Origin of the sequence: Bacillus sp. FJAT-27225 (assembly GCF_001685025.1) — a bacterium.
Taxonomy (GTDB): Bacteria; Bacillota; Bacilli; order Bacillales; family Cytobacillaceae; genus Bacillus_D.
Genome location: NZ_MAYU01000001.1, coordinates 789,010 through 814,648 on the forward strand (window position 1 = coordinate 789,010; position 25,639 = coordinate 814,648).

Annotated in this window: 30 protein-coding genes; 1 reads left to right on the forward strand and 29 read right to left on the reverse strand. The window is 43.8% G+C overall.

Annotated elements, in window-relative coordinates; translation table 11 throughout:
* Window positions 1-339: 339 nt before the first annotated feature.
* The 18 genes from A8F94_RS04050 to spoIIIAA all read right to left on the reverse strand — a co-directional run bounded on the left by A8F94_RS04050 (window position 340) and on the right by spoIIIAA (window position 15,672).
* Complete coding sequence (locus A8F94_RS04050; protein WP_066195953.1) at window positions 340-1,182, reverse strand: TlyA family RNA methyltransferase; 843 nt, start codon at window positions 1,180-1,182, stop codon at window positions 340-342.
* Between the two features lie 4 nt (window positions 1,183-1,186).
* A complete protein-coding gene (gene dxs / locus A8F94_RS04055) occupies window positions 1,187-3,079 on the reverse strand; it encodes a 1-deoxy-D-xylulose-5-phosphate synthase (RefSeq protein WP_066195955.1) in 1,893 nt (630 codons plus the stop codon).
* A 240-nt stretch (window positions 3,080-3,319) separates the two neighbouring features.
* A complete protein-coding gene (locus A8F94_RS04060; RefSeq protein WP_066195958.1) occupies window positions 3,320-4,213 on the reverse strand; it encodes a polyprenyl synthetase family protein in 894 nt (297 codons plus the stop codon).
* Window positions 4,214-4,217: 4 nt separating this feature from the next.
* Window positions 4,218-4,451, reverse strand: a complete 234-nt coding sequence (locus tag A8F94_RS04065) for an exodeoxyribonuclease VII small subunit (protein WP_066197249.1) — start codon at window positions 4,449-4,451, stop codon at window positions 4,218-4,220.
* On the reverse strand, window positions 4,441-5,802 hold the full coding sequence (xseA, locus tag A8F94_RS04070) for an exodeoxyribonuclease VII large subunit (RefSeq protein WP_066195961.1): 1,362 nt from the start codon (window positions 5,800-5,802) through the stop codon (window positions 4,441-4,443). The genes A8F94_RS04065 and xseA overlap by 11 nt, the downstream gene beginning before the upstream one ends.
* A gap of 123 nt (window positions 5,803-5,925) precedes the next feature.
* Window positions 5,926-6,792 carry a bifunctional methylenetetrahydrofolate dehydrogenase/methenyltetrahydrofolate cyclohydrolase FolD gene (folD, locus tag A8F94_RS04075; RefSeq protein WP_066195964.1) on the reverse strand — a complete coding sequence of 289 codons (867 nt, stop codon included), beginning with the start codon at window positions 6,790-6,792 and terminating at the stop codon, window positions 5,926-5,928.
* Between the two features lie 51 nt (window positions 6,793-6,843).
* Entirely contained in the window at window positions 6,844-7,236 is a 393-nt protein-coding gene (nusB, locus tag A8F94_RS04080) for a transcription antitermination factor NusB (RefSeq protein ID WP_066195967.1), read from the reverse strand.
* Between the two features lie 273 nt (window positions 7,237-7,509).
* Window positions 7,510-7,920 carry an Asp23/Gls24 family envelope stress response protein gene (locus A8F94_RS04085; protein ID WP_066195972.1) on the reverse strand — a complete coding sequence of 137 codons (411 nt, stop codon included), beginning with the start codon at window positions 7,918-7,920 and terminating at the stop codon, window positions 7,510-7,512.
* A 21-nt stretch (window positions 7,921-7,941) separates the two neighbouring features.
* Window positions 7,942-9,294 carry an acetyl-CoA carboxylase biotin carboxylase subunit gene (gene accC, locus A8F94_RS04090; protein ID WP_066195974.1) on the reverse strand — a complete coding sequence of 451 codons (1,353 nt, stop codon included), beginning with the start codon at window positions 9,292-9,294 and terminating at the stop codon, window positions 7,942-7,944.
* Window positions 9,295-9,299: 5 nt separating this feature from the next.
* Window positions 9,300-9,815: an acetyl-CoA carboxylase biotin carboxyl carrier protein gene (gene accB / locus A8F94_RS04095; protein ID WP_066195977.1), complete on the reverse strand. Its 516-nt coding sequence runs from the start codon at window positions 9,813-9,815 to the stop codon at window positions 9,300-9,302.
* 705 nt (window positions 9,816-10,520) lie between these two features.
* Window positions 10,521-11,093 carry a SpoIIIAH-like family protein gene (locus tag A8F94_RS04100; RefSeq protein WP_066195980.1) on the reverse strand — a complete coding sequence of 191 codons (573 nt, stop codon included), beginning with the start codon at window positions 11,091-11,093 and terminating at the stop codon, window positions 10,521-10,523.
* A gap of 2 nt (window positions 11,094-11,095) precedes the next feature.
* Window positions 11,096-11,716 carry a stage III sporulation protein AG gene (spoIIIAG, locus tag A8F94_RS04105; RefSeq protein ID WP_066197250.1) on the reverse strand — a complete coding sequence of 207 codons (621 nt, stop codon included), beginning with the start codon at window positions 11,714-11,716 and terminating at the stop codon, window positions 11,096-11,098.
* A gap of 31 nt (window positions 11,717-11,747) precedes the next feature.
* On the reverse strand, window positions 11,748-12,380 hold the full coding sequence (spoIIIAF, locus tag A8F94_RS04110) for a stage III sporulation protein AF (protein WP_066195982.1): 633 nt from the start codon (window positions 12,378-12,380) through the stop codon (window positions 11,748-11,750).
* 13 nt (window positions 12,381-12,393) lie between these two features.
* Window positions 12,394-13,581, reverse strand: coding sequence for a stage III sporulation protein AE (spoIIIAE, locus tag A8F94_RS04115; RefSeq protein ID WP_066195985.1), 1,188 nt, complete (start codon window positions 13,579-13,581; stop codon window positions 12,394-12,396).
* A gap of 29 nt (window positions 13,582-13,610) precedes the next feature.
* The gene (gene spoIIIAD / locus A8F94_RS04120; RefSeq protein WP_302621300.1) at window positions 13,611-14,000 is read right to left on the reverse strand and encodes a stage III sporulation protein AD; all 390 of its coding nucleotides are present in this window, start codon (window positions 13,998-14,000) and stop codon (window positions 13,611-13,613) included.
* Between the two features lie 16 nt (window positions 14,001-14,016).
* Window positions 14,017-14,220 carry a stage III sporulation protein AC gene (gene spoIIIAC / locus A8F94_RS04125; RefSeq protein WP_043932815.1) on the reverse strand — a complete coding sequence of 68 codons (204 nt, stop codon included), beginning with the start codon at window positions 14,218-14,220 and terminating at the stop codon, window positions 14,017-14,019.
* 11 nt (window positions 14,221-14,231) lie between these two features.
* Complete coding sequence (gene spoIIIAB / locus A8F94_RS04130) at window positions 14,232-14,747, reverse strand: stage III sporulation protein SpoIIIAB (protein WP_066195991.1); 516 nt, start codon at window positions 14,745-14,747, stop codon at window positions 14,232-14,234.
* Window positions 14,740-15,672 carry a stage III sporulation protein AA gene (spoIIIAA, locus tag A8F94_RS04135; protein ID WP_066195997.1) on the reverse strand — a complete coding sequence of 311 codons (933 nt, stop codon included), beginning with the start codon at window positions 15,670-15,672 and terminating at the stop codon, window positions 14,740-14,742. Before spoIIIAA ends, spoIIIAB begins: the two co-directional genes overlap by 8 nt.
* 164 nt (window positions 15,673-15,836) lie before the next feature.
* On the opposite strand from spoIIIAA, the gene A8F94_RS04140 reads away from it, so the two are divergent.
* Window positions 15,837-16,484, forward strand: a complete 648-nt coding sequence (locus A8F94_RS04140) for an SIMPL domain-containing protein (RefSeq protein WP_066195999.1) — start codon at window positions 15,837-15,839, stop codon at window positions 16,482-16,484.
* Window positions 16,485-17,125: 641 nt separating this feature from the next.
* On the opposite strand, the gene A8F94_RS04145 is transcribed toward A8F94_RS04140, so the two are convergent.
* The 11 genes from A8F94_RS04145 to A8F94_RS04190 form a co-directional block, all read right to left on the reverse strand.
* On the reverse strand, window positions 17,126-17,704 hold the full coding sequence (locus tag A8F94_RS04145; RefSeq protein ID WP_254660777.1) for a TlpA family protein disulfide reductase: 579 nt from the start codon (window positions 17,702-17,704) through the stop codon (window positions 17,126-17,128).
* Between the two features lie 93 nt (window positions 17,705-17,797).
* Window positions 17,798-17,923 carry a CcmD family protein gene (locus A8F94_RS24815; RefSeq protein ID WP_077247545.1) on the reverse strand — a complete coding sequence of 42 codons (126 nt, stop codon included), beginning with the start codon at window positions 17,921-17,923 and terminating at the stop codon, window positions 17,798-17,800.
* Window positions 17,924-17,935: 12 nt separating this feature from the next.
* A complete protein-coding gene (locus A8F94_RS04150) occupies window positions 17,936-18,700 on the reverse strand; it encodes a cytochrome c biogenesis protein (protein ID WP_077247546.1) in 765 nt (254 codons plus the stop codon).
* Window positions 18,701-18,703: 3 nt separating this feature from the next.
* Complete coding sequence (locus tag A8F94_RS04155) at window positions 18,704-19,384, reverse strand: heme exporter protein CcmB (RefSeq protein WP_066196003.1); 681 nt, start codon at window positions 19,382-19,384, stop codon at window positions 18,704-18,706.
* Window positions 19,381-20,085 carry a heme ABC exporter ATP-binding protein CcmA gene (gene ccmA, locus A8F94_RS04160; protein WP_066196004.1) on the reverse strand — a complete coding sequence of 235 codons (705 nt, stop codon included), beginning with the start codon at window positions 20,083-20,085 and terminating at the stop codon, window positions 19,381-19,383. The genes A8F94_RS04155 and ccmA overlap by 4 nt, the downstream gene beginning before the upstream one ends.
* 22 nt (window positions 20,086-20,107) lie before the next feature.
* The gene (locus A8F94_RS04165; protein WP_066196006.1) at window positions 20,108-21,094 is read right to left on the reverse strand and encodes a hypothetical protein; all 987 of its coding nucleotides are present in this window, start codon (window positions 21,092-21,094) and stop codon (window positions 20,108-20,110) included.
* Complete coding sequence (locus A8F94_RS04170; RefSeq protein ID WP_066196008.1) at window positions 21,091-21,462, reverse strand: hypothetical protein; 372 nt, start codon at window positions 21,460-21,462, stop codon at window positions 21,091-21,093. Before A8F94_RS04170 ends, A8F94_RS04165 begins: the two co-directional genes overlap by 4 nt.
* A gap of 12 nt (window positions 21,463-21,474) precedes the next feature.
* Window positions 21,475-21,984, reverse strand: a complete 510-nt coding sequence (locus A8F94_RS04175; protein WP_066196011.1) for a cytochrome c-type biogenesis protein — start codon at window positions 21,982-21,984, stop codon at window positions 21,475-21,477.
* 1 nt (window position 21,985) lies between these two features.
* Window positions 21,986-23,968 (reverse strand): heme lyase CcmF/NrfE family subunit, encoded by a 1,983-nt coding sequence (locus A8F94_RS04180; protein ID WP_066196017.1) that lies wholly within the window; start codon window positions 23,966-23,968, stop codon window positions 21,986-21,988.
* Between the two features lie 25 nt (window positions 23,969-23,993).
* Entirely contained in the window at window positions 23,994-24,449 is a 456-nt protein-coding gene (locus A8F94_RS04185) for a cytochrome c maturation protein CcmE (RefSeq protein ID WP_066196024.1), read from the reverse strand.
* A 13-nt stretch (window positions 24,450-24,462) separates the two neighbouring features.
* Window positions 24,463-25,524, reverse strand: coding sequence for a hypothetical protein (locus A8F94_RS04190; RefSeq protein ID WP_254660778.1), 1,062 nt, complete (start codon window positions 25,522-25,524; stop codon window positions 24,463-24,465).
* Window positions 25,525-25,639: the final 115 nt, after the last annotated feature.

Below are 25,639 nucleotides of genomic sequence, written 5' to 3' on the forward strand. Positions count from 1 at the left end.
TCCGGTTTATTAAGACGGGAACAAGCCCAAAAATGTAGTCATACCATCCTTCATACGGTTTGAAGACGGGAACAGCCGTGAAAAGGTACTCATACCGTCCTTCATCCGGTTTATGAAGACGAAAACAGCCGTGAAAAAGTAGCCATACCGGCTTTCAATTTGTTTTCCTTTTATTTCCGCTCCACGAGGGAAAGCTCCTTGAATAATTACCTCATGGGCACAAAGGAAAGCTCCCAAAAATAACCCTTGTGGTAAACAATCTCGTGTCCATGGCCTAACGACGTCTCTTCGGCTGCATACTGAAGCCCTCCGACAGGAAAAAGGATAAGCAGCGATTGCTTATCCTTCAGCATTTTGTTTTGTTTTCAGGACCGAGTGAGCTTCCTTGACAACCTGTTCGGGGGAGATTTCGAGGAGGTTCTTCCCACCGTTTTCCTTTCCGTCCCATTTCAAGTGAAGCAAGAATTCAATGTTGCCATCCCCGCCTGTTATAGGGGAATAGGAAAGCCCTGCAATAGTAAAGGCTTCACCAATAGCAAGCGCTATTGTTTTCTCTAGAACCATAAGATGTACTTTTTCGTCCCGGACTATTCCTTTTTTACCTACCTGTTCACGGCCCGCCTCGAATTGCGGCTTAACAAGCGCAACCACATCACTGCCTGGTACTAGCAAAGTTGCAAGTACAGGCAGTATCAAGGATAGCGAAATAAACGAAACATCAATTGTTGCGAAATCAGGCATCCCCTTCACTAAATCAGCTGGGGTGACATACCTGAAGTTCGTCCGTTCCATCACGACGACACGTTCATCTTGGCGAAGTTTCCACGCAAGCTGATTATATCCAACATCAAGTGCATAGGACATTTTTGCTCCGTTCTGAAGCGCACAGTCAGTAAACCCGCCTGTAGATGAACCGATATCGAGCATCGTTTTGCCCTTTACATCCACATTAAAAACCTTTAATGCCTTTTCAAGCTTCAGTCCCCCTCTGCTCACATAAGGAAGGACATTGCCCTTTATGGTCAGCGGAAGGTCTGAACTGATTTTTTCACCGGGCTTATCAAGCCGTTCTTCATTCGTATATACCAAGCCCGCCATAATGGCGCGTTTTGCTTTTTCCCGAGTTTCTGCAAGACCCCTCTCAACTAGCAGAACATCGAGTCTTTCCTTTTTTGCCTTCATTTGATTACGCCCTTTGCTGCTTCTTGGCAGCCAATACGGACAGCCGGCTTATTACTGAATCAATTGTGAAATCTATTTCCTCTAGGAGGCGATCCACACTGCCATGCTCAATAAAGTGGTCCGGAATCCCCATCCGGTCAATAACTGCATTGAAAAATCCATGGTCATGGGCAAATTCAAGTACACTGCTGCCAAACCCGCCTTGAAGGACTGCTTCTTCAATTGTAAGGATTGGCATGCCTCCCTCAAGGATTTCAGTAAGCATCGCTTCATCAAGAGGTTTAATGAACCGTGCATTGACTACCCTAACTGAAATCCCGCGCTTTTCGAGGGCTGTTGCTGCTTCCATAGCCATTGATATAGTCGTACCGAACGTCAAGATCGCAGCATCATGGCCTTCTTTCAAAACTTCCCATGTCCCAATTGGAATTTGTTTTAATGTTTCATCCAGCGGTACACCAATTCCATTTCCGCGTGGGAATCTCATTGCAATAGGGCCATCATCATACGTAAGCGCGGTATTCACCATATGCTGCCCTTCATTCTCATCCTTCGGCATCATCAGGACAAGATTTGGAACATGCCTCAAGAACGCGATATCAAAGACTCCCTGGTGGGTCTCCCCGTCAGCTCCTACAAGGCCGGCGCGGTCAATCCCGATAAACACATTCAAATTTTGCCTGCAAATATCATGTACCACCTGGTCATAGGCTCGCTGCAAGAAGGTTGAATAGATTGCCAAAAAGGGTTTCATATTTTGAGTAGCAAGGCCCGCCGCGACAGTTGCCGCGTGTTGTTCGGCTATCCCCACATCAAACATCCTGTCCGGGAATTCAGAGGCGAAGCCCTCAAGCTTTGAGCCGACAGGCATAGCTGGTGTGATTGCGACAACCCTTTCATCCGCTCTGGCAATCTTCCGGACAGTCTCGGCAACAAGGCCGCTCCAGGATGGAGGTGAAAAAGCAGGTTTTACAAAATCACCGGTTTCTGTCTTATAAGGACCCGTTCCATGCCAGGTACCAATTTTATCGGACTCAGCGGGATAGTAGCCTTTACCCTTTTTTGTAATCACATGGATAAGGACTGGCCCTTCAGTTTTCTTTGCATAAGCAAGGTTTTCAAACAAATCCTCAAAATTATGGCCATCGACCGGCCCTAAGTACGTAAAGCCCAACTCTTCAAAAAACATCCCGGAAACGAGCATATACTTCAAGCTATCCTTGACTCTTTCAGCGGTTGATGCAAGAACACCGCCGACAGCCGGTATTTTTTTGATTAAAAGTTCAAGCTCGTCTTTAACGCCATTATACTTCCCAGAAGTCCGCAGTCGTCCTAATACATTATGCAGTGCACCTACATTCGGGGCAATTGACATTTCATTGTCGTTCAGAATGACAATCATATTTTTCTTTTCATGTCCGATATGGTTTAATGCTTCAAGCGCCATACCTCCAGTCAAGGCACCATCACCGATTACCGGGAGGATATAGCTGTCCTCTTTCTTTATATCCCTGGCAATCGCCATCCCCATCGCAGCTGAAAGGGATGTTGAACTATGGCCGGTTTCCCATACATCATGTTCACTTTCATTCCGCTTTGGAAATCCGCATAATCCTTTGAATTGGCGCAACGTATCAAACTCACAGGCGCGTCCTGTTAAAATCTTATGGACATATGATTGATGTCCGACATCCCATAGAATTTTATCCTTAGGGCTGTCGAAGCATTTATGAAGGGCGATGGTCAGTTCGACTACACCAAGGTTGGGGCCAATATGTCCACCGGTTACTGAAAGCTTTTCAATCAGAAACTGGCGAATTTCTTTGCTTAATTTTTCAAGTTGCGGGTTAGTCATCCTTTTTAAAAAGGAAGGATCTTTTATCGATGTTAGATCCAAATAGGATCACTCGCTTTCATGCTTATTCTGCCCGAAGTTGCTTTAACTCTTTTATTATAAAGGAATGGGCAGATTCCTCAAGAACATCTCGTTATTTTACTTTCTATTTCACGTAAGTCGTGACAAAACTTTAACCGTCTTTATAAAAACAGCCGCTAGCACTAGCGTGATAACGGCACAGTCAGTGTGTTCACCTTAGAAATTCTAACATACTTGCCTTCATGCCTCAAACATTGAAATTTAGTGGTCCCGGCTTGCCACGAGCGAGACAATCTCCTCGAGCATGGCTGCACGGAGCCCGGTGCCCGCCAATTGTTCATTTGCTTTATTCCGGTGGGTTTCTAAAGCCAGTTTGGCACCTTCAAGTGTCAGCAGCTTCGGATAGGTGCTTTTCTCATTTAAAGTATCACTTCCGACTCGTTTTCCAATTGTTGCTTCGTCCCCAATTAAATCCAGTATGTCATCCCTGATTTGGAACGCCAGTCCGAGATGATAAGCAAAACGGGAAAGGCAATCAAGCTGGTTCTGGTTGGCTCCTGAAAGAACGGCCCCAGCGTATACGCTGTAAGCAAACAATCTGCCTGTTTTTCGGACGTGAATCGATTCAAGCTCTTCTTGTGAAAGTTCCTTTCGTTCCCCTTCCATGTCGGCAACCTGTCCTCCTACCATACCCTCGCCACCTGAAGCCTTTGCCAAGCCGATCAAGAGATCCATTTTAACCTCTGGCGATGCAATTTCGGCGGGCATTTCCCCGATGACCTCAAAGCTGTGAGTCAATAGCGCGTCTCCGGCAAGAATAGCGATTGCTTCGCCAAACACCTTATGATTGGTTGGTTTTCCCCTTCTCAAGTCATCATCGTCCATACTTGGAAGATCATCATGAATTAGGGAATACGTATGGACCATCTCAATTGCAGCTGCAGCCTTTACACCTAGTTCCGGATTTTTGCCAAATGCATCCATAGTTGCGAAAGTGAGCATCGGCCGAATCCGTTTTCCTCCTGCACTAAGAGAATAGGCCATCGATTCCTTTAAAGATTGGGGGGCATCAAGCTTATCCACCACATTCCTCAGCTCTTCTTCAACAAGCTGTTTATATTTTTTTATAAAAGCAGTAATAAGCTCGTTCTCCAATGTATTATTCCTCCCCCTGTATTGTAAAACTTTCTTTCCGCCCGTCCTCAGTAATAATTTGGGTCAGTTGTTCTTCAACATTTTTTAATTTATCATGGCATAATTTTGATAGTTCCATTCCTTGTTTATAAAAGCCGATTGCTTCCTCAAGGGGAACATCACCTTCTTCGAGCCTCGCAACGATCTGTTCCAACTGTTCCATTGCTTGTTCAAATGTCAGTTCTTTCTCACCGCTCATCATTCGATTCCTCCACTTTCTCCTGGACTCTGCAAAGCAGGCTTCCGTCTGTAAGTTTGATTGTGACTTTATCGTCTATTTCTGCTTGTCCAATTGTTTTAATTAATCTGTTGTCCTCGGTATAAGCAAGACTGTAGCCTCGCTCCATAATTTTAAGAGGGTTAAGCGCCTCAAGTGATGCGATGGTCTTTCCAAATTCCGCCTTTTTGCCAGCGACAATGACATTCATAGCACGTAAAAGCTCCCGCTCAGATCTGTCACGCCGGCTTGAGGCTTCTGCAAGCAGCTGGCGCGGATTATTTCGTTCAAGCATCCTTGTAAGCTGAGAATGGGAATCCCTCTTAAGGGTGACCAACCGGTATGTTCCCCGATTCAAATTTTCGGTAAGCCTGTCCAGTTGTTCAAGTTTTTGCTCATACAAACGCCTTGGATATCGGAATGCATACGACCTTTGAATACGGTCAAGCCTGTTTTTTTGAAGAGTGAATTTTTCCTTCATTGCTCTAATCAGCCTGCCTTGCCGCTGCAGGACTCGCTCGAGAAGCTCATCAATATGGGGAACTGCCATTTCGGCAGCAGCTGTCGGAGTCGGAGCCCTCAGGTCCGCTACATAATCCGCTATCGTAAAGTCCGTCTCGTGGCCAACTGCAGAAATGACTGGTACGGTTGAAGAGTAGATCGCCCTTGCGACAACTTCTTCATTAAAAGCCCAGAGCTCTTCAATGGATCCCCCGCCCCGGCCTACAATCAGGACATCTGCTTCCCGGTCTTGATTTGCCTGATGAATCGCCTCTGCAATTGAATTTGCCGCATAGTCTCCTTGAACAAGAGCCGGATATACAAGCAATCTAGCAACTGGATAGCGTCGCTTAATGGTTGTGATGATATCCCTGATCGCTGCACCAGTAGGGGAGGTTATAATCCCAATCGTTTGTGGGAACAACGGAAGTTTCCTTTTCCTTTCTGTCCTGAACAGACCTTCGGCGTTAAGCTTCTTTTTTAACTGTTCATAGGCAAGAAACAGCTCACCAATACCATCGGGCTTCATTTCTTTAATATATATTTGGTACTGGCCGCTGGCTTCATAAACGGAAACTTCGCCTCGCGCAATAATTTTCATCCCGTTTTCAGGGGCAAATTTTAGGCTCCGCGAATTACTGGCGAACATCACAGCTAAAATCCTCGCGCGATCATCCTTCAATGTTAAATACATATGCCCGCTCGAATGCTGCTTCAGATTAGAAATTTCGCCTTTGATAAAAATATCCTGAAGATGCGGATCGGCATCAAATTTTCTCTTTATGTACTTTGTCAGTGCTGTAATCGTTAAATATCGGTTAGTATCCTGCATGGAACATACTCCTCATGTATTGAGAGCTTAAGTAAAAAAACAGCCCCTTTCCATTATAAGTTTACATTTGTAATCCGTCACGGACTAGGCATGTAAACTCTAGGCAAGAGGCAAATCAATTTGTTACGCTTTTGAAAGAACAGGCTTTGATTGGCTGGCAGCTTTCAACGTATTAAATAAAAGCATTGTAATGGTCATTGGCCCGACACCGCCTGGGACAGGCGTTATGTAGGCAGCTTTTTCGGAAACCTCCCCAAAATGGACATCCCCGCAAAGCTTACCCTCTTCATTTCTATTAATTCCAACATCAATGACCGTTGCACCTTCCTTGATGTGGCTGCCGCGGATGAAGTTCGGTTTTCCAATCGCCGAAACTAAAATATCTGCCTGGCGCGTGTGGTATTCAAGATCCGTCGTCCTTGAATGGCAATATGTAACAGTAGCATTTTTATTCAGGAAAAGCTGTCCGGAAGGTTTTCCGACAATATTGCTCCTTCCAACAACAACAACATGCTTTCCTGTCAACTCAAGTCCGATTTCGTCCAGCATGACCATAATTCCATATGGTGTGCAAGGAAGAAACGCATCCTGACCAGTCATCATCCGGCCAATATTGATAGGATGAAAGCCATCTACATCCTTTTCAGGAGATATCGCTTCAATAATCGTTTTTTCTTCAATATGCGCTGGAAGCGGAAGCTGAACAAGGATTCCGTGGACATCATCGTTCGTATTAAGCTCCTCTATTTTTTCCAGAAGCTGATCCTGAGAAATCGATGCGGGAAGCTCATATAATAATGATTTGATTCCAGCTTCCCCACAGGCCTTTTCCTTATTCCTGACGTAGGTGCGGGAAGCATGGTCCTCACCTACAAGAATTACAGCTAGCCCTGGGTGAATACCTCGTTCCTTTAGTTCGCTAACCTTCTCGGCAATTTCCTGCCGTTTCTTTTTGGCAATTTCTTTTCCATTAATCAATTCAGCTGCCATCCCGATTCCTCCTTCTTTATAGTTGGATCGGCCCCATACTCTGCAAATCTGTTATACCAATTGCTGCTTTACCTTCGAAAGCACACCATTGACGAATTTGCTTGACTGGTCGTCTCCATATAACTTGGCGATTTCGACTGCCTCATCGAGTACAACATTTGCTGGTACTTCCTGTGAGCAGTACTTTAATTCATAGACACCAAGGCGAAGCAGGTTCCTGTCAACAGCCGCAAGCCGGTCCATTGACCACTTTTCCAAATTCCTGCTTATTAAACTGTCAATTTCCTGCTTATGCTCGACCGCCCCATTGACAAGCCTAGACAGGTACGGATCCCCCTGTTCTTCCTCGAGTACATGTTCTATTGCAGATGATGGTTCCGCATCGCTAACATCAATCTGAAAAAGCGCTTGAAGTGCCTTTTCCCTGGCTGTCCTTCTCTTCATTATACAATTAGCTCCTTTATAAATTAATCGCAAATCAAATAAATTGCGTAAATAGCCACAAAATGAAACGTTGCCCGAGTTGCGTGATAGAGTTGAAGTTATTTTTTCCCTACTGAAAATAATAGCATACAGAAAAGGCGAATGCACTGCAAGGGCCAATGAACATAACTTATGGTTAAACACTAGTTTGAAACAATAGAAAAGGGCCGGAAGCATTTAGCCTCGGCCCCCCTTTATTCATTTTTCCCTTTTTAAACAGATGCAAGCCTGGAATTACATTTCCTGTTCTACTTCAGGTATTTCCTGCTTACTCGTCTCAAATTGGATACCAACGATGTGGACATTGACTTCCTCCGCAGTCAGGGCAGTCATGTTCAACAGGGTCTGGCGGATGTTATCCTGCACTTTTTGTGCAACAGAAGGAATGGAAACTCCAAATTTCATCATGCAAAAAACATCTACCTTAATCCCGGATTCGGTCAATTCAACCTTGATTCCCTTGCCATGATTCTTCTTGCCCAGCTTTTCAACAACACCAGTGGCAAAGTTGCCTCTCATTGATGCAACTCCTTCAACCTCGGAAGCCGCAATCCCAGCGATAACTTCAATTACCTCCGGGGCAATTTCCACCTTGCCATGGCCACTCATGCCTTCGCTCATTTCCAAAATACTGTTTTCATTCATTCCAGACACCTCCGCGTATCTCTAGGATTTCATCACATCATACATCTCAAGAAACTTTGTGTTGAATTCTCCTTCGACGAATTTGCCGTGCTCAAGCAGCCGGAGATGGAATGGAATCGTTGTATGGATTCCTTCCACTGCAAATTCGGAAAGGGCTCTTTTCATCCTGGCAATCGCTTCTTCCCGGGTACTTCCGTATGTGATGACCTTCGCAATCATTGAATCATAATAAGGAGGAATTGTATAGCCTGGGTAGGCTGCAGAATCAACCCTTACCCCAATCCCGCCAGGCGGCAGATACATTTTAATTTTCCCGGCCGAAGGCATAAAGTTCTTTTCAGGATTTTCGGCATTGATCCGGCATTCAATCGCCCAGCCAGTAAAAGTGACTTCTTCCTGGGTTAACGGCAATTTTTCGCCAGATGCAACCTTGATTTGTTCTTTAATAAGATCAACCCCGGTTACCATTTCAGTAACGGGATGCTCAACCTGGATCCTCGTATTCATTTCCATGAAGTAAAACTTTCGATTGCGGTAATCATATATAAATTCTACAGTACCAGCGCCTGTATAATCAACCGCTTTTGCAGCTTTTACCGCAGCGGAGCCCATTTCTTCCCTCATCTCGGAATCAAGGGCAGGAGATGGTGTTTCTTCAAGAAGCTTTTGCAGGCGCCTTTGAATCGAACAATCCCTTTCACCTAAATGAATGGTATTTCCATAGGTATCCGCAAGAACCTGTATTTCAACATGGCGGAAATCTTCTATATACTTTTCGATATAGACACCAGGATTTCCAAATGCGGTCAATGCTTCCTGCTGTGTAATATTAATACCTTTAATCAAATCCTGTTCATCCCTGGCGATACGGATTCCTTTCCCGCCGCCGCCAGCCGTTGCTTTAATAATGACAGGATAGCCAATTTGCCCTGCAAGTTCGATTGCTTCATCCGTATCTTTAATAATTCCTTCGGAGCCGGGAACAATCGGAACACCTGCTTCCTTCATTGTCTGGCGGGCGATATCCTTAGTCCCCATTTTATTTATCGCTTCCGGGCTTGGCCCAACAAACGTGATATTGCACTCCCTGCATAATTCCGCGAATGCCGCATTCTCTGCCAAGAAGCCGTAGCCAGGATGGATGGCGTCACAGCCGGTAAGCTTGGCAACACTAATGATATTGGTAAAATTCAAGTAGCTGTCCTTTGAGGAGGTTGGCCCAATGCAGTAAGCTTCATCAGCCAGCTGAACATGGAGCGATTCACGGTCTGCCTCGGAATAGACGGCTACTGAATCGATGCCCATGTCACGGCAGGCACGAATAACCCTTACCGCAATTTCTCCCCTGTTTGCGATTAACAGTTTTTTAATCATACTGCTTAGCGCTCCCCTTGCGTTTTTACCAAAAACAGCGGCTGGCCGTACTCCACAAGCTGGCCATCCTTAACGAGTACTTCAACAATCTCGCCGCTGACTTCTGCTTCAATTTCATTGAACAGCTTCATTGCCTCGACAATACAGACCACTGTATCAGGATTCACCTGGGATCCTGGCTTTACATAGTTATCTGCATCAGGGGATGGGGATTGATAGAAAGTACCGACCATTGGGGAAACAATCTTATGTAAATCAGTTTGCTCCTCAACAGGTGCTGCTTCCTGCTGCTTAACAGCTTCCTGGGCAGGTGCAGGCACATTTTCAGTTTGCTGGACCGATACAGCCGGTACAGCAGCCTGAGGGACTTGTGCAAGTGGCTGTGGCTGGACAGCGACTGCAACCTGTTGGCCATGTTTTTTCATTTTGATTTTTGAACCTTCGTTTTCAAAAGTAAATTCATCGATGCTGGATTGATCAATTAATTTTATTAATTCACGGATTTCTTGTACTTTTAACACCTTTCAGCACTCCTTCAAATTTAAGACTAACTACTAATACTATACGATAATACCTTGTCTAAGTTCAATATGAAAAGGATTTTACATCCAGCCCCCTAATTTAATTTTAAATCTTTTAGGGAAAAAAAGAAATTTTCAACTCACTCATTATAAGTATAGACATATAATCTATAAATAAATTTGAGGTCAACCGCCTAATTTATAAGGTGGTGGGAAGAAGTTCACCCAAACTGCTTTTCATGAAAAAATCTAATTTACACTCCGAACCTAGTTTCCTCTAAATCACAATGCGAAGCCCCTCCCATTTAAAAGGCTGTGGAGAGATATTGGTTCTCCATTGAAGTGCAAATAAAGGTTAGATACTATACGATAAAGCATGATTATTCGTAAAGGAATTCGCCACGTATTTTTAGGCGGAGAATTTCCGGTTAATGTCTATAGGGGAGGCTTAAATAGCGGGCATAAGCGGAGATACTCCGCTTAACATCTCTAAATAAGACAAAATCCATAGATTTGAATCACATAAACGGAAAATCTACCCTTATTTTTTAGGAAACACCTGTATTTCCTAATATAAGCGGAATTTTTCCGTTTATTTTTTTAACACAGGGAAATCAACATTCACTTTTAACAGAATCAAAACACTAAAAGCCAGGCTCAACGGCCCGGCTTTCTTCCTAAGTCTAGCTCCAGTGCTTACGATTTTTATTTTGAAGGCTTGAATTCAACAGCAGTGAATTTTGAGCCGATTTCTGTACGAACGAGCTGGATTATGTCATTGGCTGCCTTTGCGGAGTGCTCTTTTTTGGACTTAACCGTTACCCGAATATTTTCGCCATCAGCCCGTACAAGGGCGTCTTCATAACCCATTGTTGATTTGAGAAGGGTTTCGAGCATCTCTTCCTGGCGGCTAATTTCATTCAATTCTTCAATTTTGTCGGCCGCTTGGCTTCGTTTTTCAGGCGGCAAATCGGTCGAAGCCATGACCGTTTCCCATTCTTCCTTCATGGCATTGCGCTGATCGGTAATTTTGAGGCGAATGGTTTCAAAGGCTTCATCGTTCTTTGTCTCGGTAACGATTGTTTTACCGTCTTCAGATTGAGAAGTTGCTGTTTCCTTGCCTGCTTCTTTGCCTGCTTCAGCCTGTTCCTTTGCCTCCTCGCCGATTGATGCCAAATCTTTGCTGCTTTGTGGATCAGAGGTAACATAATAGACTGAAAGAACGATAACCAAACTTAACATTGTCAGTAACCAGACTGTTTGTTTTTTCAAAAGCATGATTAGGAGTCCCCCTTATTTTTTTTCGGCATGACAGCGACCCGATGGCTTGGAACCCCCAGGGCCCTGGTAACCGCTTCAATAATCCATTTTTTCACTTCTATATTATCTGCTCCGCGGGCTACAACAAGGACCCCGCGGATTTCAGGTTTTTTTGTCTCGACAACAATTGGCTCTTCTTTCTCGCCATTTCGAATAATGACAAGCTGTTCATCAACTGAAGCGTCCTCTACCTCCCGCTTTCCGCCTTCACGGTCGGTTTCATTGGTTGTCTGCCTTTTAGTGACGGTGTTTTTTTCGAGAACACGTGACTCTGTTGATTCGAGATTAACAACTACGGTAACATCATTGACCCCAAGCATATCCTCAAGCGCATCCTTTAATTGGGTCTCATAGGCCCTCTCATAATCAGTGACTGTTTCTTTCTTTGATTTCTTCTGTCCGAATACAGCGACATCATCTTCCAGGTCTGGCTGTGCTACTCCGGCTGCTGCGTCCAATGCCTGATTGTTGGAGAGGAAGACATTTCCTGCCAGCATAAATGCTGCCCCAATACAAAGGACAAGCGCCATATACTGATATTTCATCTTTTTTTTATCGTTTTGCCCATTTCCATTCAGCATGTTTTTAAGCCAGGAAAACGGGCCGTCATTTTTATTGCCCACCCTTGCTCACCCCTCCTTCAATGGCGATTACAATTTTTTCTGCAGGCACCTGCCATTTATCCGCCAGGAATGCTCTGATCTCTTCAGTTTGCTCATCTGCAATGCGCTCTGGCAAGGGTTCGGTCGTCCGAATATTGACTACTTCGATTGCCCGAACCGAATGGACTTCCTCTTCCGGCTCGGCCAATCGCAGGGATACTAGGTCAATTTGCTCCGGCAAGCCCTGCCCGTCCACATTATCAGCAGCAACGGTTATCCCCTTAATCTGGTACCCGAACTGATTCATCAACTCCTCTTTCGTGTCCGCCTCAAGTTGGACAGCCATTTGTTCTAAAATATATGCATGTTGTGCCTCTTGTATTTCTTTTTTCTGAGATTCTAGTAAACTTTTGCTATTTTCGCCGTAACTTGATGCCTGGAGAGCTGGAAGTGAGGCCAAAGCTTCTTCAAAATCGCTTGAAATTAGCTTCAAAATCGGACTGAGGATGATTGCAATCAGTAAAAGACCGGTCACAATTTTTGTGTATTTTTGCATAGCGGAATTTGGCATTAGCATATCAATGACTGTGGCGAGAAGGACGAACAAGATGATATTGGTGACCCATTCTATTAAAAAATCCATGTCTATGCCTCCTTTACCGCATCATCATCGTGATATTCCCAGCTGCAACAATAACCGCCATGCACAGAAAGAACATTAACGAAACAATTCCCAGAGAAGCAAATACATAAATGATGTTTTTGCCTATCATATCGAGGCATGAAATAATCGGCCCTCCGCCAAGGGGCTGAAGAATTGCAGCGGCAAATTTATAAATAAAGGCAATCATTAATATTTTTATCGCCGGGAAGGCAGCGATTACCAGCAGCAGCAGCACCCCGAATATCCCTACTGTATTTTTTAATAATACCGATGCCCCAATTACAGTATCCGCTGCATCCGTAAACACTCTTCCAATCACCGGTATGAAGTTTCCGGTAATAAACTTCGCTGTCCTTATCGCTATCCCATCCGAAACTGCGGAGGTTGCCCCCTGAACGGAGAGGACGCCGAGAAAAATTGTAAGAAAAATCCCAAGGAGGCCTATACTCCAGTTTTTTAGCATCCCAGCAAGCTGACTGACTTTGTAGTGTTCTGACATCATACTGACTATGCTGAGCAGAGTGGACAGGAATAAAAGAGGAAGTACTATGGTTTCTACCAGAACTCCGCTAATATTCATTAGAAAAAGAACAACTGGGTGAAAAAATGCCGCAGAAACAATTCCTCCAGAAGCTGCAATCAAGCCAAGCAGCAAAGGGATCAATGCCAGGATGAAGGCAGACATTGTTCTAATCGCTTCATTTGTGTAATCTATTACAATATGGAAGCTGTTAAGCGCCAGAATAACCAGAACCATAAATACAATCGAGTATGCAACCTTGCTGATCGTGCTTTTCTCAAATGCATTTTGCAAGGATTGAAGAAACATGCTAAAAACAGTTAATAGGATAATAGATCCCATCAGCTTCCCATTTGCAATAAATTCATGAAAGGCAAACTTCATGAAGGCTTTTGCCCATTCCTCAAGAGAGAACTTTTTTTCCCCTTTCAGGAATTCATAAAAGCTCCCCTTTTGACTTTCGGGAAGGAAGCCCCCATATTCATTCGTAATGTCCTCCCAATACTCCATGACCTCGGATAAATCCATTCTTTCAAGCTGGGCATTAACAAGCTCCTCTGTTCCCTTTGAAACTGTTTCTGCTGAGGCTAGCACTGGTGCAGGCATTAAATAAAAAATGAATAGGATTGGTATCACAGCTTTGCAAAGTATATACTTCATATTTTCACCTCAGTTTAGACTGCCCTCTTTCAGCTTGGTATCAGTTTAATAATTGTTTCAATCAGGACAGTTAATATCGGGATCGCCATTGTCAAGATTAGAATCTTTCCGCCTAATTCAATTTTGGAGGCAATCGCTCCCTGCCCTGCATCCTTGGTTATTTGCGATGCAAATTCTGCAATATAGGCAATGCCGATAATTTTTAAGATCGTTTCCACATAAATCAGGTTTACATGTGCGTTTGAAGCAATGCGTTCAAGCATGGAAATGATTTCGTAAATTTTATCTATTAGGAAAAGAAAGATTGCACAGCCTGTAAATAACACAAGAAGAAATGCAAAGTTTGGTTTTTGTTCCTTTACAATCATGGCAAGGAATGTAGCAATCAGTGAAACTCCAACAATCTTTAGAATTTCAATTTTAGAGCCCTCCTCTCTACTGGAACAAAAAGACCGATTTTATTTTTTGGAAAAGCCCGTCTACAATTGTCGCTACCTGGAACAGGATATAAATGAAACCAAAAAGGGTTACCCACTGGGCATATTCTTTTTTTCCAACCTGGTCAAGAACTGTGTGTAAAAAGGCGACAACAATTCCTACACCGGCAATTTTAAAAATGATATCGACATCCAAGCCCATTCAAATTCCCCCTATATCATGACAATGATGAGGAGCAAGCCTGAGAGGAATCCGAGGCTCTTCATCATTTTTTCGTATTTTGATTGTATATCTCTTGCTTCCGCCTCTTCCCTTTCAAGGTGATTCAATGTCAGCTGAATTTGTTTTTGCTGGGATAGCCGATCATGACGGCCAAGCGTTTCTCCAAATTGGCTCATAATCTCAAATTCACCCTGTTTAAGAGCAGTCAGTCTCCAAACTTCCTGCAGACTCTCTTCCCAGGCTTCCTTGACTGTCGTTTCTGTTGCTGCCAATCTATTCCCGAAGGATTCAAACAGCCAGGATAAAGGGTGCGGCAGCTGGGCGGCCAGCCTCCTCGATGCTTCATGGAGGGGTGTATGCCCATACATAATTTCAGCTTCAAGTGACTGAAGTGCAGACTTAAGCTGGCGAAGCTGTTTTGGCCGCTCGCTCAGATGCCTGGCCAGTTCAAACCCGGCCCAGGTTGTTGAGATGAGGATAAATATCGCTCCAAACAATTTAATCATTCATCGTCACTCCCCCCATTGGAGTTGCGGGATTCCCATCGCTGTCAAGAATCCTTATAATCGTCCCCGGCCCCTTTGACCTGCCAAGAACAATAAATCGTTCAAAAATATGTGAATTGAGAAGTTCCTTTAAAGATGGCCTATTTCTTACTTCATCAAAAGAACGGCCATGGACAGTTGTTATAATCTTGATCCCCGCATGAACAGCCTCCATGATTGCCTCCGAATCTTCCTTTCTGCCAATTTCATCGGCTATAATGACATCAGGACTCATCGAACGAATCAGCATCATGATTCCTTCCGCCTTGGGACAGGCATCGAGAACATCGACTCTCGGCCCAAATGTCAGCTGGGGAATTCCGTTTACACAGCCAGCAATTTCAGATCGTTCATCGACAATTCCGGCTTTGGACGGTTTAAGCTGATAGTCTTGATCTCCTAGTGAAACCAGCCTTGCTATATCTCTTAAAAGGGTTGTCTTTCCAGTTTGTGGAGGGCCGATAATCATCGTATGAAGCCAGCTTTGTCTATAAATTAAAGGCACTAATTGCTTCGAGATACCGACTTGTTCTCTGGCAATCCGGATATTAAATGAGGAAACGTCCCTAATAGCCCTTACCTTTCCGTCTTCAAGGATTACTTTTCCGGCAAGTCCAACCCTGTGTCCGCCAGAAACAGTGATATAGCCCCTCATTAGTTCCTCATCCATGGCATAAATCGAGTGATTACTGATCTTTTGCAAAAGCAGGACGGCATCTTCCGGTTTTGCTTTGTAGGGAAGAAAAATCGGTGCACCCCGGACAGTTACTTCAATTGGCCTGTTAATTCGAATCCTGATTTCCTCAATATTTTCTCTTGATACAGAAGGGATATCGTTTAACGCGTCAGCAATTGTTTTTGGCAAAAAATGAACGACTGTGTCCATTGGCATACTCCTCCCGCTGCATGTACCATAGTTAAAATGTATGCCTGTACAAGATCATTATGACTGTGTTCTCAGGCATTCATCAGAATCAGCAAACGATTGTAATGTTTGAGCAGCTACAGAGTACACTTCATTAGGCAGGGAAAAAGAGAGGAGGAAGGATTGTGAGTGAAACAACAAAAAATAGGGATACCATCGAGGTAACAGGTGAAGGATCGGTTGCAGCGACACCGGATACAGCAACCGTCACGGTTGGTGTTTCTACCGAGGTTAAGGATCTCGTCCAAGGCCAACAGCAAAATGCCCGAATCATTTCAGCAGTTATTCAGGCGCTTTTGCAAATTGGACTTCCAGCAGAAACGATTCGGACACTCGATTACCGAATAGAATCTGTTTACGATTATAAGGATGGTGTCCAGCACTTCCGAGGCTATAAAATCACACATCTGCTGCAGGTTACAATTACTGACTTGGAAAAGATTGGCATCGTTGTCGATACAGCTGTCCAAAGCGGAGCTAATACTGTTTCGGATATAACTTTTTCGGTGAAAAAGAAGGAAGAGTTTTATAATGAAGCTCTTATTTTGGCCATTGAAAATGCCTTTAATAAGGCTCAAACCATTGCCATGGCCATCAAGATCACACTTGACCCTGTTCCTGTTATGGTTACGGAGGTAAACCGGTCTGTCAGGCCACTTATGGAATACCATGTCCCGATGGTCAAAGGGGCTACCAGCACCCCGATAAAATCAGGACAGCTGACTATTGAAGCAACAGTAACTGCTTTATATACCTTCAAAAGGACTGAATAAAAAAAGGATTAGGCACCAAATGCTCCAATCATCAGGAGATAATAACCTAGAGAATGAAACACACCTTTTCCGAATGAAGAAGTGTTTTGCATCCTTTTTTCAGTTCTGGGAGCTTGAAAAGTAAATCCTACTCACTTTTTCTGCCCCGTAACCGTCAGTATCGTAGTCGCGCTTAGTTCCTTGGAGTATGCAAAGCTTCAATCAATATTTCCTTTATACTCTTAACCACCTCCCATTTTGACAAGTGAATTAACCTTACCTTGTCCTTGTACTACTCTATGTTTCACTTTGGCTACATTCTTTTGGGTTAAACATTGATTTTTTACCACTTACTATTAATGATTGATTGAGTTGCAAGTCCAATCAATAACACCTGTTGATTTGCGCGGAAGGCGCGCAGACTCCTGTGGGATTAGCGGGACAGGTGAGACCCCACAGTCGCCAAGGGCGACGAGGAGGCTCACCGCCTGCCCCACGGAAAGCGAAGCGCCTGGAGCGCAAATCAACAGACATGTCAAATAGTCAATTTTTTATGGCATTTCAATAATGAATCCGTTCGATTAATAACGCAATAAATAATAAAGGCTGTTGAGAGTTCTCAACAGCCTAAGGATTAAGCCCCAAGTGCTCAATCCTTTTTCTCATTCATATTTGCTAGCCAGATTATACAATTCCATTTTTGTGATTGGCCCTTTAATATGCTCACGGATGATGCCCTTTTTATCAATGACAAAGGTTTCAGGCTGGCCGGTTACACCGTATAATTTTGAGGTCTTGGAATTATAATCGAACAAATAAGTAGATGTTGTATTATGTTTTTTCATAAATTTCTTGACACGATCCCTTGTTTCTCCAAGGTCTAGGATAAGAAGCTTGTACCGGTCACCATATTCCTGTTCAAAAGCTTCCAATTCAGGTGCTTCATCCACGCACGGCCCACACCAGGTTGCAAAATAGTTGAGAACAACCACCTGGTCTGTATTGAATTCAGCTAAATTCCTCATGTTTCCGTCTATATCTTCGAGTTCAAATGCCGGGGCCGGGTCGCCAATTGTTGAAACATCAGCCTTCTTGGCCATACTCATGCCGATTATGCCAAACAGTCCTACAATTAGGACTAAAATTGTCATCCTGATGATCTTCTGCTTCATGGACAACTGTTTCGGCTGCTCTTCTATAGAGGTCTCTTGTGCTGTACCATTGATCTCTTCCTGACTCATGGTAACCCTCCTGATTCAAATTAATGGCATCGCGTACTTTAGGCTAAGACACCATTATTGCAGGGCCCGAATCGTCCAGGCCCTGCAATTGTATTATTTATCCAATTGTTTCAGAAACTCAATTTCCTTTTTAAGGCTTGTTTGTCTTTTCCCAAGTATCGCAATATATCCGAAAATTAAAATCCAGGCTACCGAGTATGCTCCATACATAAATTCCATTTTGTAATCCTCCTAGTTTTCGATTGATTCGCGAATTTTTTCTTTGTATTGAGTGACTTTGATTTTCATATTTTCAACTGTTACGCCCTTATGAAGCAACAAGGCATATAGGAACGTCATTGCCGTAATCATCGCGAGCAGCGCCACAAGCATTGTATCATCGATGCCGCCTCCCGATTGGTCTTTTCCTTCACCGAACACAACCGGATGGAATTTTGTATTCCACCAGCGGATTGCAAACCAGACAATTGGCACATCAGCAAAGCCGATAATTCCAAAAACAGCACAAAGCCGGGCTTTCTTATCCCAAACGCCATCCATTTGGCGAATCATGATATAGGCTACATAAATGAACCAGAGGATTAGTGTTGTCGTCAGGCGCGGTTCCCAGGCCCACCATGTATTCCAGGAAGACTTTGCCCAAATCGGCCCTGTTGTTAAAACAATTGTTGTAAACAAAACGCCAATCTCAGCTGATATATAGGCATAGGTATCATAAATGCGTTTCCGTTTCCAAAGATAAAGAATACTGAATACGAATGTTACAAAAAACGCCAGGAATCCCACCCAGGCTGATGGTACGTGGATAAAAAATATCTTTTGGACAACACCCATGACTTTTTCAATTTCTGCATACATGAATATTAAATAAATGGCTGCCAGCATCGTAACAATAGTTCCGCCGAACAGTACCTTGGATACCATCGGGTTCCCAAAGGAATGGTCTGCAGCTTTCAGCGGGAGTGCGGCACGTTCTGTTTCGAGATTTACGCTCATCTCCTATACCTCCAACACATATTCGATTAATAAAAAACATAGGACAAAAAAGATTACATCATAGGCCGCGATTAACTGCATCCAGGCAATCGCACTTGGTAGCTGTTCAATATTTGTTAAAATGATTTTTGTCGACTGCACCGCACCGATTAGGATCGGACTTGTGATAGGAAAAAGCAGGAGGGGCAGAAGCATTTCACTGCTTTTCGAATTAGCTGCAAGCGCCGCCAGGAATGTGCCAATTGAGATGAATCCAAATGTTCCTATAAACAGCACCAGGATAAAATAAGGCATGCTTCCCATATGTTTAAAGTCGAATAACAAGAACAAAAACGGGAGGGAGACTAGCTCTACAATCAGCATCATGGCCAGGTTAGCCATCATTTTGCCAAGATAGATGCTTGAAGCATCCATAGGCGCTATCAAAAGGCCCTGCATCGTATCATTCCGCTGCTCTGATATAAATGATCTGTTCAGGCCGAGGATTCCGGAGAATACGATAATGACCCAAATGACTCCCGGAATGACTGCTTTGGTCGTATTATTTTGCGGGTCGAAAGCGAAACTGAACACCAGGATGACGAGCCCCGCAAATATAGCCATTGTCACCATGACTTGTTTCGTCTTAAACTCCGAGTATAAATCTTTTTTTGCCAACAGGAGGGCAGACCTTAAATGGCTCATGATACTCCCTCCACCAGGTTGTTATATTTTTCGGATAATAAATCTAGCATTTTATCTTCAAGTAAGAAATCATCCGCTATTTTCCCATTTTTAATGATTATGATTCTGTCGCAGATTTCTGCTGCCTGTTTGAAATCATGGGTTACCATCAGGGTCGTTGCCCCCTTGTCCTTCATCCTCAGGATGACATTGTTGAGAATGGCAATCGCCCCCTGGTCCAGGCCTGTATGCGGCTCATCCAGGAACAGGATATCCGGTTCATGGACAATGGCCCGTGCTATTGCGATTCGCTGAGTCATACCTCTTGAAAAATTCTTGACAGGCTCATTAAGAAAGAACGATAGCCCTACTTCTTTTACTAACTCTATGGCCCTTTGCTCAGCATCTTTCACCCCATATAGGTTTCCAAAGAATACAAGGTTTTCACGAGGAGAATAGTGGTCATAGAGCAAACTGGAGTGGGGCAGGTAGCCGAAAAGCTTCCTGATCTGCGATTGCTCCTTTTTCAGGTCAAATCCGCCGATCTTCACTTCGCCAGAGGATGGTTTGATCAACGTTGCCAACACCTTCAACAATGTGCTTTTTCCCGCTCCATTCGGCCCAAGTATCCCGACCGTTTCGCCTTTGTTGATGGTTAGGTCGATTCCTCTCAGTATGAGTTTGTTGTCAGCCTGTTTGGTAATCTTTTTTACTTCTATCATAAGAGACCCTCCTACTGCGCTCTTACTCTACAAATCTCCTGAGGCCAAGCTTGACTTTGACCAAGTGCTGCTTATAGGCATCAAGCTTCGCATTATACTCGTTCTCGGAGAGCTCTCCATTGCCATGATTTTCTTCGAGTTCAATAATCTTATCCATAATTGTCTTTTGCTTGGCCATAAGCAGCTTAAATGCTTTTTCATCTGTATCATTTTCCAGCTTTTCTGCAGCAGCTTTCGTTTTTACCCTAAAATAGGAGTAATAGCTGATTCCCGCAATCAAAATAGCAGCCAGCACAATCATTAGGATATGTGGGTTAAAGCTTTTCAAAGGTGATTGGTACCACATCCGAAGATGGCCAGGGTTATGGAATGCAGGTGATTGCTTTGAAACAACCGATTCTGTGTTATTTCCTCCTGTTTGACTGGTTTCGTTTTGGCTCGGCTGTAGATCTTTGTTATAAATCATGGTCAGCTTTTGGTTTGCCTGAATTCCTTCGACACTGTACCCTACATATTTTTGGTCCTCAAAATTAAAGACTCCTTGATTTGTCGCTTTCGTTCCCTGAAATTCGATGCTCCCCATTCCCTCAGGCACGAGCACCTGTATCAACTGGGTCGAATAGTCAAATGTCAGATTGATTTCCTTGCCTGCTGGCATTCTATAGCTGTATGGAAGTACAATTGTTTGGCTTGCCGGGATAGGATCAGTTGTAATGAAGCCAGTCTCAGTCTGTTTTGATGTTATTTTCGCATCCATAAAATTCAGATTGGTTGCTCCCTCTGGCAAGGTGACATTTAAGACAGCCTCACTCTTACCGTCGCCTTTGTATTCCTCCGAATCGGTATTTGTATAATTCACCATGTACATCATGTTTGTTGAACCGTCTTCAGAAGGGCTGACAACAAGGTAAAGCATATCGATGGTGATTTTCGATTCGGCTGCATAGGCCCCGGTTGCCGGGGCCAGTAGCATTAGGCCGAGAAGGAAAATCGTGATTTTTTTAATCACTTTCCTTCCCCCTTTTTCTGTTGCTTGTTCAGGGATGCTTCAATTTCGCGTTCGACCTCTGCCAAGAGATCCAAATCGATATTTTTTTCTACCGAAGTTTCTTCATCCTTCATAATTTTTGCCACTTGGATCTCATACTGCCTTTTTAGCTGGCGGTAATCACTTTCAGATAATTTATTCATTTTGAATTCAAATTCAATTTCATTCAATGTTGTAAACAATGCTTCCTTTGTGGCTGTATCCGTTTGGCTTTTTCTTGTATGGTCAAGGAAGGTCTCTTCTTTGAACAACGGCATTAGCACAAGATAAAGGCAGCCGAGTACAAACAAAGCAGTAAAGAGTATAGATAGTAATGAAATTCCTTCCATTCTGTTCACATCCTAAAGATACTTTTTTCGTTCCTCATCAATGATTGAAGAAAGGATTTCACCCTCTACTTCGTCATTCCCAACAAATTCTTCTTCAATGGAAGTTTGAGGACTTTTTCTCCTAACCCATTTTCTAATGATGAAGAATACCGCTGTTCCTGCTCCGCCTAATACTACAAATGGAAGGACCCAGGCTGTTAGGCTAAAGCCCTCTTTCTCCGGAGATGTCAGGATTTCTTCCCCGTAAATGCCGATATAATACTTACGGATTTCATCCTTATCCATACCCTTGTTCATCATTTCGACGAGGTCTGCCTTGAACTCCACTGTGAGATTGCACGTATTTGGATCGCATTCATAATGATCCTGGCCACATCCGCATGTACAGGCAAACTGCGATGCCACTGCTTTAAATTCAGGTGACTTATAATCAAATTCCTTATCCTTTGCTTCCGCGGGAGCAATGGCAGCCTGGAATAAGACCAAAGCAATCAGAAGCCCGGCGTAAAGCTTTTTAAGCATTCTACACTACCTCCCTGGTTGCTCCGGTATACCTAGGGGTTACATGTTGATATTTTCCATTCCATACTGCAAATAAGGAACCTATTACGATTAGGAAAGATCCAAACCACATCGCTGACATCATTGGGATTACCTTAACAATGAAAGTGGCCTTTCCGTCATTTTCCCAAGCACTGAGGATAATATATAAATCTTCCGCAGCGTTTGAGATCAATGCCACTTCGGATGATGGCTGGTCCCAGTTGCCGTAAAATACTTTTTCAACCTCATAATTGCCAAGTCTTTCACCGTTTTTGAAAACAGTCAGATCTGCATAAACGATGTCGTTGATGCCCTCGGACCTTTGATCGAGCTTGTCGTAATTTATCCTGTAATCATCAATCTCGATTGATTCCCCTATTGCAACAGTTTTCATCGTTTCATGGTCATAGTTTTGTGAACCGATAATCCCAATAGCTATGAAGGCAATTCCAAGATGAACGATGTAGCCTCCATAACGGCGCCGGTTCTTTGTCATCAGCCTATAAAGTGCCACAGGTATACTTTCACGAGTCATTTTCCTTCTGGCCTTGACGCCTCTGTGGAACTCCAGGTAGTGGGTGCATAGTAGAAGGACGATAACACCATAGCCGATAACAGCCCACGCCTTGGAGATTCCGAGAATCACCATCAGGGCCATCGCAGCGATTGCAAGAATGGCTGGAATCATGAAGTTCTTTTTCAAATTTTTAAGCGATGACCTTTGCCAAGCGAGCAATGGGCAAACGGCCATTATAAACATCATTCCAAGAAGGATTGGCGCCTGAGTTGCATTAAAGAATGGAATCCCGACTGTAACCTTCGTGCCGCGGACTGCCTCTGACACGAGTGGGAAGATTGTTCCCCAAAATACCGCAAAGGCCGAACCTACTAGCAGCAAATTATTGATTAGAAAGCTGCTTTCTTTTGAGATATAGGAATTGAATTCCCCTGCACTGCGTTTAATCAGGTTGTAGCGGCTCATCAGAACATACATTGCACCGATCACAGCTACACCCATGAAGATTAAGAAGTACAAGCCGAGATTGGAATTCGCAAAAGCGTGGACAGATGTGAGAACCCCGCTTCGTACAAGGAATGTACCAAATAGAGTCAGAGCATACGAGATGATGATTAAGCTAATATTCCAGACTTTCAGCATATTCTTGCGTTCCTGTATCATAACGGAGTGGAGGAATGCTGTAGCTGTCAGCCATGGCATGAAGGATGCATTTTCAACCGGATCCCATGCCCAGTATCCGCCCCAGCCTAGTTCTACGTAGGCCCACTGGCCGCCAAAAATATTGCCCAGGCTCAGAAACAGCCAAGCGATAATCGTCCACCTTCGCGTCATCTTAATCCAGAAGTCATCCATGTTCTTCAGGATTAAGGCCGCCATTGCAAAAGCGAATGGAACGGCAAGCCCTACGTAACCAAGGTATAAGGTTACTGGGTGAATAATCATGCCTGGGTTTTGAAGCATCGGGTTAAGGCCTTTTCCTTCGATAGGAACTTCAGGCAAAATGTCAAACGGATTTGCTACAAAAGCCAGTACCAGAAAGAAAAAAACCGCATTGGCCATCAGGATCGACATGATGTAGGGAACCATTGGGTTTCCTTTCATCTTCCTTGAAAAAACGATCATCACGATATAGAGAGTCAAGAAGAACGTCCAGAGAAGCAGTGAACCTGCATTCCCTGCCCAAAGTGCAGTCAGCTTATAAATGACTGGCAGCTCGCTGCTTGTATAGTCATTGACATATTCAAATTGGAACTGCGACGTCCCGAGCAGGTAAAATAACGAAAGCATTGCTAGCGTTGCACTAATGAACAAACCGAATGCTGCACCTTTGCCGCTATTGATAAGCTTTTGATTCTTTGTTGCAATCCCGTAGGTGGTCCCCAGCAATGAATAAATCGCCAGCGCCAGGCCTACAAAGATTGTCGCATTTGAGAATAAATACATGTCGTCACCTTCTTTAGTTTGGCTTCTATTCTTCGGTGGAAGGCTTTTTGTTCAGCTTCTCTTTATGTGCTTCCGGGTCATAATTTTCCATGTCCTCGCCTTCATATTTGGAAGGGCAGCGCGTTTTAACTGTTTCGGCTTGAAATGTATCCCTTTTAGTAGGCGCCCCCTGAAGGATGACAATAACTCCTTCCGAGAAATTATCCGGCTTTACACCGTTATGGACAACGTGCATAATATTTCCTTCGTTGTCTTTAACATCGAATTTCAACTCGATTTTATCTGCATTCCAATTAATAGAATCTTCAATCAGCAGGCCTTCAACTGTCACAAAATCGTCCTTATGTTTTTCCTGGTTTGCCAGCAAGTCTTTCATTTTTAATTCAATGCCACTCGAACCTGGTGTGGCTGCCATGAGCAAAAAGACAATCGCGCCAGCAATGATGAATCCGCCCAGCATAACAATCGTGTTCTTTTTCATTCGTTCCATCCCCCTAAATCAATTTTTTGACTTGCTCATCATAAGCCTCTTGATCAATTTTCCCACTCAGCAGTTTTTTGCGAAGCTCTTTGATTTCATCAACATTCAAGTCATTCTTCTTTTTCTGCGTTTCAGCAGGCTTTTTATCTTTTGTCTTTTTCTTTGGCGCTGGATGGTTCCGGTTTTCGGCTCTATTCTTTAACCCAAAGAATACGAACATGCCCGCAATGATGATGGAAGCCCCAATGATGGTTCCGCCTGCGGCACCGATAATCGGACGGTCTCCATTCCCGTTCCCGCCGCCATTATTAGCCGCGGCACCAACTACCTGGTCAGTAGCCGTTTGTCCGCTATGGTTCTCATCATTTGGTGCTTTGGCAGTATCAATCATTGATAGGGTTGAAGCATTTCCTTCTTTCTTATAGAAAATGCCATATTTTATAGCATCACCTTGTTTTACGCCTTTTTGCTGATAGAAAGCGATTTGTTCTCCATATTCGCTCTTTTGGGTACTGGCTGGTTTTGGATCCATAACAATGTCAGTTGACTTCAGCGGTGCGTAAACAATAACATCAAGCGTTTCAATTGCAGATGGAGCCTTGTACTCATACTTAAAGCTCTTTTCCGAACCTTTCACAGATAGTGGGTTTGAGTAATACTCAACTACGAAACTATAGGTTCCGTCTTTTTTAATTGGTTTCTGCGGCCGGAAGACGACAACGCCTCTCTCTTTATCCACTTCGAATGGGCGCTGGACTTCGGGTTTTTCAGGGCTGGGAAACTCAGCCACCAGGTAAATTTGAAAGCCTTTTTCATTAACGGGCACTGGAATTTCTACTTTCCCAGTAAAGTCCCCGCCAGTTTTATTTGTAATGGTGCCGTATTGGCCAACTAACAATGATGGTTCCTCTTTTGGCCAGTTTTCAGGATAATCGAACTCAGGCATGACCTGGATTTGCATCTCCTCATAAGGAAATTTCTCTGTCGTGAAATTCCCTTCCGCATTGGCAGCTGTACCATTCGCAGATAATGCAAAGGAAGCCGCAAGCACTACTGACAAGAATTTTTTTATCATCATAATCCTCCTTGGATAGTGGAAAAACAATTAACTAGTCAGTACCACTTTCCACTATAGTCCTCTTTGAAATAAATATAATCGACAGTACTATCCTTTGGATTAATCACTCTTG